General features: G+C 69.2%; 6 protein-coding genes (1 of these 6 only partly in view). 2 read left to right on the plus strand and 4 right to left on the minus strand.

From position 1 onward, the window contains the following. On the plus strand, nt 1-770 hold a 770-nt coding region (locus tag ACFR9S_RS11440), incomplete at its 5' end, for a fructosamine kinase family protein (protein ID WP_379818703.1). Between the two features lie 4 nt (nt 771-774). Here the strand turns inward: ACFR9S_RS11440 and ACFR9S_RS11445 are convergent. From ACFR9S_RS11445 to ACFR9S_RS11455, 3 genes are read right to left on the minus strand one after another with little or no spacing between them, the layout of a single operon-like run. Beyond that, complete coding sequence (locus ACFR9S_RS11445) at nt 775-2,289, minus strand: TrkH family potassium uptake protein (protein ID WP_379818705.1); 1,515 nt, start codon at nt 2,287-2,289, stop codon at nt 775-777. Between the two features lie 51 nt (nt 2,290-2,340). Beyond that, the gene (locus tag ACFR9S_RS11450) at nt 2,341-2,577 is read right to left on the minus strand and encodes a hypothetical protein (RefSeq protein WP_379731653.1); all 237 of its coding nucleotides are present in this window, start codon (nt 2,575-2,577) and stop codon (nt 2,341-2,343) included. A 49-nt stretch (nt 2,578-2,626) separates the two neighbouring features. Then, nucleotides 2,627-3,421, minus strand: coding sequence for a DNA polymerase sliding clamp (locus tag ACFR9S_RS11455; protein ID WP_379818707.1), 795 nt, complete (start codon nt 3,419-3,421; stop codon nt 2,627-2,629). Between the two features lie 113 nt (nt 3,422-3,534). Between ACFR9S_RS11455 and ACFR9S_RS11460 the strand changes: the two genes are divergently transcribed. Further along, entirely contained in the window at nt 3,535-4,092 is a 558-nt protein-coding gene (locus tag ACFR9S_RS11460) for a hypothetical protein (protein ID WP_379731655.1), read from the plus strand. On the opposite strand, the gene ACFR9S_RS11465 is transcribed toward ACFR9S_RS11460, so the two are convergent. Beyond that, nucleotides 4,089-5,115: the 3' portion of an ABC transporter substrate-binding protein gene (locus ACFR9S_RS11465; RefSeq protein ID WP_379818708.1), read on the minus strand. Its footprint extends 77 nt past the window's final position; 1,027 of the gene's 1,104 nt are visible here — the last part of the coding sequence; its start codon lies beyond the right edge, outside the window; its stop codon occupies nt 4,089-4,091. The genes ACFR9S_RS11460 and ACFR9S_RS11465 overlap by 4 nt on opposite strands.

Below are 5,115 nucleotides of genomic sequence, written 5' to 3' on the forward strand. Positions count from 1 at the left end.
CCGGCGAGGTGGGGAGCGTCCACCGCGTCGATCTCGGCGACGGGCGCCGCGTCGTCGCGAAGACAGCCGACACCGATCTCCGGACCGAGGCGACGATGCTCCGCCACCTCGCCGAGCACGGGCTGGCGGTGCCCGAGGTGTACCACGCGACCGCGGACCTGCTCCTGCTGGCGTTCGTCGACGGGGGATCGGCGGTCACGCCGAGCGTCGAGCGCGACCTCGCCGACCGACTCGCCGCGCTGCACAGCAACGGGGCGCCGACGTTCGGCTTCCCCGTGGACACGCTCACCGGACGGCTCGACCTGCCGAACCCCCGGATCGGGGACTGGCCGACGTTCTTCGGCGAGCACCGGCTGGCGTCCATGGCCGAGCACGCGGCCGGGGAGGGACTCCTGCCGGCCGCCGATCGCGACCGGATCGACGCGCTCGTTTCGGACCTGCCCTCGCTGCTCGACCACGAACCCACCCCGGCGCTGATCCACGGCGACGTGTGGGCCGAGAACCTGATTACGGACGGCGAGCGCGTGCGGGCGTTCCTCGATCCGGCGTGTTACTACGCCGATCCGGAGGTCGAGTTGGCCTACATCGAGTGGACCGGGACGGGCGGCGAGGAGTTCTTCGACCGCTACCGGGAGCGGGCGGGACTGCCCGACGGCGTCGCCGATCGGCGGCCGATATACCGACTGCTGCCGCTGTTGGTCCACCTGCGTCACTTCGGCGAGGCGTACCTCGACCCGATCCGGGAGACGCTGGAACTGCTGGGGTACTGAGCGCTCAGCGCGTCCAGAACGACGGCGTGAAGAGCACCAGCACCGAGAGCACCTCCAGCCGGCCGATCCACATCAGGAACACCATGAACAGCTTCGCGGCGTCGGAGAACGGCAGGAAGCTGTCCATCGGTCCCACCGGCCCGTAGCCCGGGCCGACGTTGCCCAGCGTCGCGATGGCGGCGCTCATCGCCTCCAGCCCCGAGAGCGTCAGTTCGGGCGTGCGGTGGCTGTCGAGGTAGAGCAGGACCGTCCCCAGCGCGAACAGGCCGAGGAAGAGGACGACGAACACGAGCACCTCCATGATCGTCTCCTCCTCGACGACGTCGTCGTTCAGCCGGACGGGCCTGATGGCGTCGGGGTGGGCGGCGACGAACAGCGAGCGGTCGGTCGCCCGCTTGGCGATCACCCAGCGGACGATCTTGATCGAGCCGGCCGCCGAGCCGGCCGAGCCGCCGAGGAAGTACGCGAACAGCAGGATCGTCTGCGCGGAGGCGTCCCACGTGTTGAGGTCCATGCTGGCGTAGCCGGTGGTGGTGATGATCGCGACAGTCTGGAACAGCCCCTGCCGGAGCGCGTTCTCGACGTTGCCCGCGATCGGGTCGACGTTCGTCGGCGCCTCGGCGATCCCGACGCCGAGGTACAGCACCGCGGAGAGCACCGCGCCGACGCCGAGGACGGCGAGCAGGTACGCCCGGAACTCCGCGTTGTCGGTCAGGTGGCGGGGGTTCCCCCGGAACACGTGCCAGAACAGCGCGAAGTTGGTCCCGGCGAGCAGCATGAACGGCATCATCGCCCACTGGATCGCGGGCACGAACGCCTCGGCGCTGCGTGGCTCCGGCGAGAAGCCGCCGGTGGGGAGGGTGGTGAGCGCGTGGGCGACGGCGTTGTAGAGGTCCATGGTCGGCGCGACGCCGACGGCGCCGAGCACCGCGTAGACCAGCGCGGCGAGCAGCGTGAATCCGGCGTAGATACCCCAGAGCACGCGGGCGGTTTCCCTGATCCGGGGGGTGAGCTTCTCGAAGGAGAGCCCGGGCGCCTCCTGATTGATGACCTGTGCGCCGCCGACGGAAATCTGGGGCAGTATGGCGACCATGAGGACGAGAATCCCCATCCCGCCGAGCCACTGGGTGAGCTGTCGCCACAGCAGCATCGCGTGCCCGTGGCGCTCGACGGAGATCCGGCCGAGGACGGTCGCGCCGGTGGTCGTGAATCCCGACATCGACTCGAACAGCGCGTTGACCGGCGACGCGACCGTGCCGGTGCCGGCGACGAGGTACGGGACGGTGCCCGCCAGCGGGACGGCCAGCCACGCGAGGCTGACGAGCAGGAACGCCTCGCGGCGGCCGAGTTCGCCCTCGCGGCCGAGCACGCGCTCGAACAGCAGTCCGACCGCGAGCATCACCGCGCTGGTCACGACGAACGGGAGAATGCTCTCGCCGTAGTAGAGTGCGGCCAGCAACGGGACCAGCGGAGCGAGCCCGATGTACTGGAGGACTTGGCCGACGAATCCGACGCTCACTCGGTACTCGACGTGCGTGTTCAGGTCCAAATCTATCGAGCGTCGAAGGACTCAGTTCGCGCCCGACCGGGGCGAGAGCGCGATCTCTTCGATCCGGGCCTGCTCGTCCGCGATCCGCCGGAGCTCGACCGCCATCCCCTCGTCCCCGTCCCGGCTCTCGATCTGGGCCATCCGGTCGGCAGTGCTCGCGAGCAGCGCCGCCGCCTCCGCGATCGTCTCGCGCTCCCCCTCCTCCAACCGAGAGACGATCTCGGTGTAGCACTGCTCGGTCGGCTCTTCGGTGCTCATACCGGCCGTTCTCGGGGCGGGACCATCAAACCCCGTGTGCGGGGTCGAGTCAGGCGACCGAACGGCGAGGCGAGAGCAGGAACGTCGCCGCCCCCGCACCGTCGGCGACGGCGAAGGCGAGCGTCACCGGCTGTTCGCTCCCCAGTTCCACCGTCACCTCGCTGTCGGCCGGGATCGGGCGGGCCATCTCCCGGAGGTAGTCGAGCGAGAACAGCGACTCGGCGTCGGCCGGCGAGAGCGCGGCCAGTTCTTCCCGCGGGAACGAGAGCGCCACATCGTCGGTGTCGCCGGCGGCTTCGGCGTAGAACGCCCCCGCCTCGGGGTCGACGCCCAGCGTGAGGTGGGTCGACACCATGTCGGCGGCGTCGACGACCCGCGAGATCCCCCGACCGTCGAGAGCCAGTTCGGCGGGGCAGTCGTACTCCATCTCGGCGGGATCCAGCGGTTCGCGGATCGCCTCGGGGTCGATCAGCCCCAGCGTGTACGCGAGTTCGCCCACCAGCACGTGGAGCCGGCGGCGCTCGGCGTCGAGCACGAGTCGCACCGAGTCGCCGGAATCCGCGAGGCCGACCACCTCCGCGAGTCGCGCCACGTCCACGCCGACCGTCTCCCCGTTGGCCTCGTAGCGCTCGAAGGCGTCCGCGGGGAGGTCGATCGAGACGGCGGCGACGTTCGCGGGGTCGACCGCACGCACGCGGAGGCCCTCGACGGCCAGTTCGAGCCGGCACTCGTCGACCAGCGCGTCGAGCACCGCGAGGGACTCCGCCAGTCGGTCGGCGTCGATCGCCGCGTCGTCGACTGGGTTCTGTGGCAACGGAACGGTGGGGGAGACGGCTTCGGGCATGGGAGAGTTCGCGGCCGGACGGCCCAAAAGCGTTTCTCACAGGAAACCGGTAGATAATTCGATACCGAGTATGGAACGCCGTCTTTAACAGATAGCATACTCGGTATTGGAGTATGGACGACACCGGCCGCGACCGCGGGATACTGAGCGAGGCCGACCGCGCGTACCTGCGCGGGGAGGCGGAGTTCTCGAGCGTCCAGTCCGAGCGCAACGCCCGGGCGCGCATCCGCGATCGGCTGTTCGAGGCGGTGCGGGACTTCGAGCTGCTGGTCGAGCAGTTGGACGAGCGCGACCGGGAGCTGGTGTTCGAGAAGCGCTTCGGGAGTATGGCGGGCACCGAGGCGTTCGACGCGCTGGTCTCGGCGCTCGCACTGCTGTACCGGGGTATCGACGACACCGAACTCGAGTTCGAGGAGCTGCTGAACGAGGCGGTCAACGTCGCGGAGGCCGGCGAGGGGCGGGCGGCGACGGTCGATCTGGACGTGACCTACGAGCGGCTGAGTCCCGAGAGCCTGCTGCACAAACTCGAGAGCGGCGAGGAGCTGTCGCTGACGGAGTTGGCGTACCTCCACGGCCACGACGACGTGAGCCGGGACCGGTTAGCCAGATACGTCGCCGAAGATGAGCCCGTCGACGACGGCCGGATCCAGTCGAAGGTGACGGAGTTCTAGAACTCGCCGTTGACGATGTCGCTCACGCGGCCGGCGTCGTACAGCCGTTCGTCGACGCCGTAGAGGTCCTCGGCCAGCCGCTGGGTGACGACGAAGTGCGTGATCGGGCCTTGGTACAGCGGGCCGGCGCGGTACACGTCGCCGTTCTGGACCGCGGTCAGGTCGCTGGCGACGTCGTGGTTCTCCATGAACGAGACGACCGTGTTCTGGAACTCCTCGGCGGTCTGGTGCTCGTGGCCGCGGCAGAGCAGCACCTCGGGATCGATTTCGAGCAGCGTCTCGTAGTCGACCTCGCTGCGGTTGCTGTGGAAGTCGCGCACCTCGGTGTTCGCGAAGGCGTCCTGCACGCCCAGTTCGCGGAGGTGCTTGAAGCTCGTCCCCTCGCCGACGATGTACGGCGAGAACGACTCGGGCTCGTTGCCGGCGGCCCAGACGACCGCGGCCTCGGGGCGCTCGCCCTCGGCGGGCACGACCCCCTCGACGTTCGACTGGAACTCGGAGTGCAGGTCCGTGAACGCGTCGTAGCGCTCGGTCTCTTGGAACACCTCGGCGAGCTTGCCGAACGCCTCGTAGAGGTCGTAGTACTGGTACTCCTCGTGCCAGCCGTAGCCGGTCGAGAAGATGCTGTTGCCGAAGAACGGCCCGACGTTCTCCTCGATCTCGTCGACGTCGGCCTGCTCCCACCCGCTGAAGCGGTTCATCAGGAAGTTCGGGTCGATGACGTGGACGTCGGCACCGAGCTCGTAGAACAGCTCCTTGCTCACGCCGTCCTGATAGAGGTCGGTCATCCCCTCGGTGTCGACGCTCACGCCGTCGATCTCGTCGTAGTACTGGGTGTGGTAGCGGCTGGTGAGCCACAGCGCCTCCGGCGGCGCCTGCCCCAGCGCGATCCCCATGTCGGCCCAGCTGCCGTTGTTGGCGACCCACGTCTCGGGGACGCCGTCGAACTCGACTTCGCCCACCGGCTCCATCGAGACGGTGTAGCTGCCGCCGTTCCCGGCCGGGGTGTGGGTCCCGTCGCCG

It is taken from the genome of Halolamina salina (assembly GCF_042678005.1).
GTDB lineage: Archaea > Halobacteriota > Halobacteria > Halobacteriales > Haloferacaceae > Halolamina > Halolamina salina.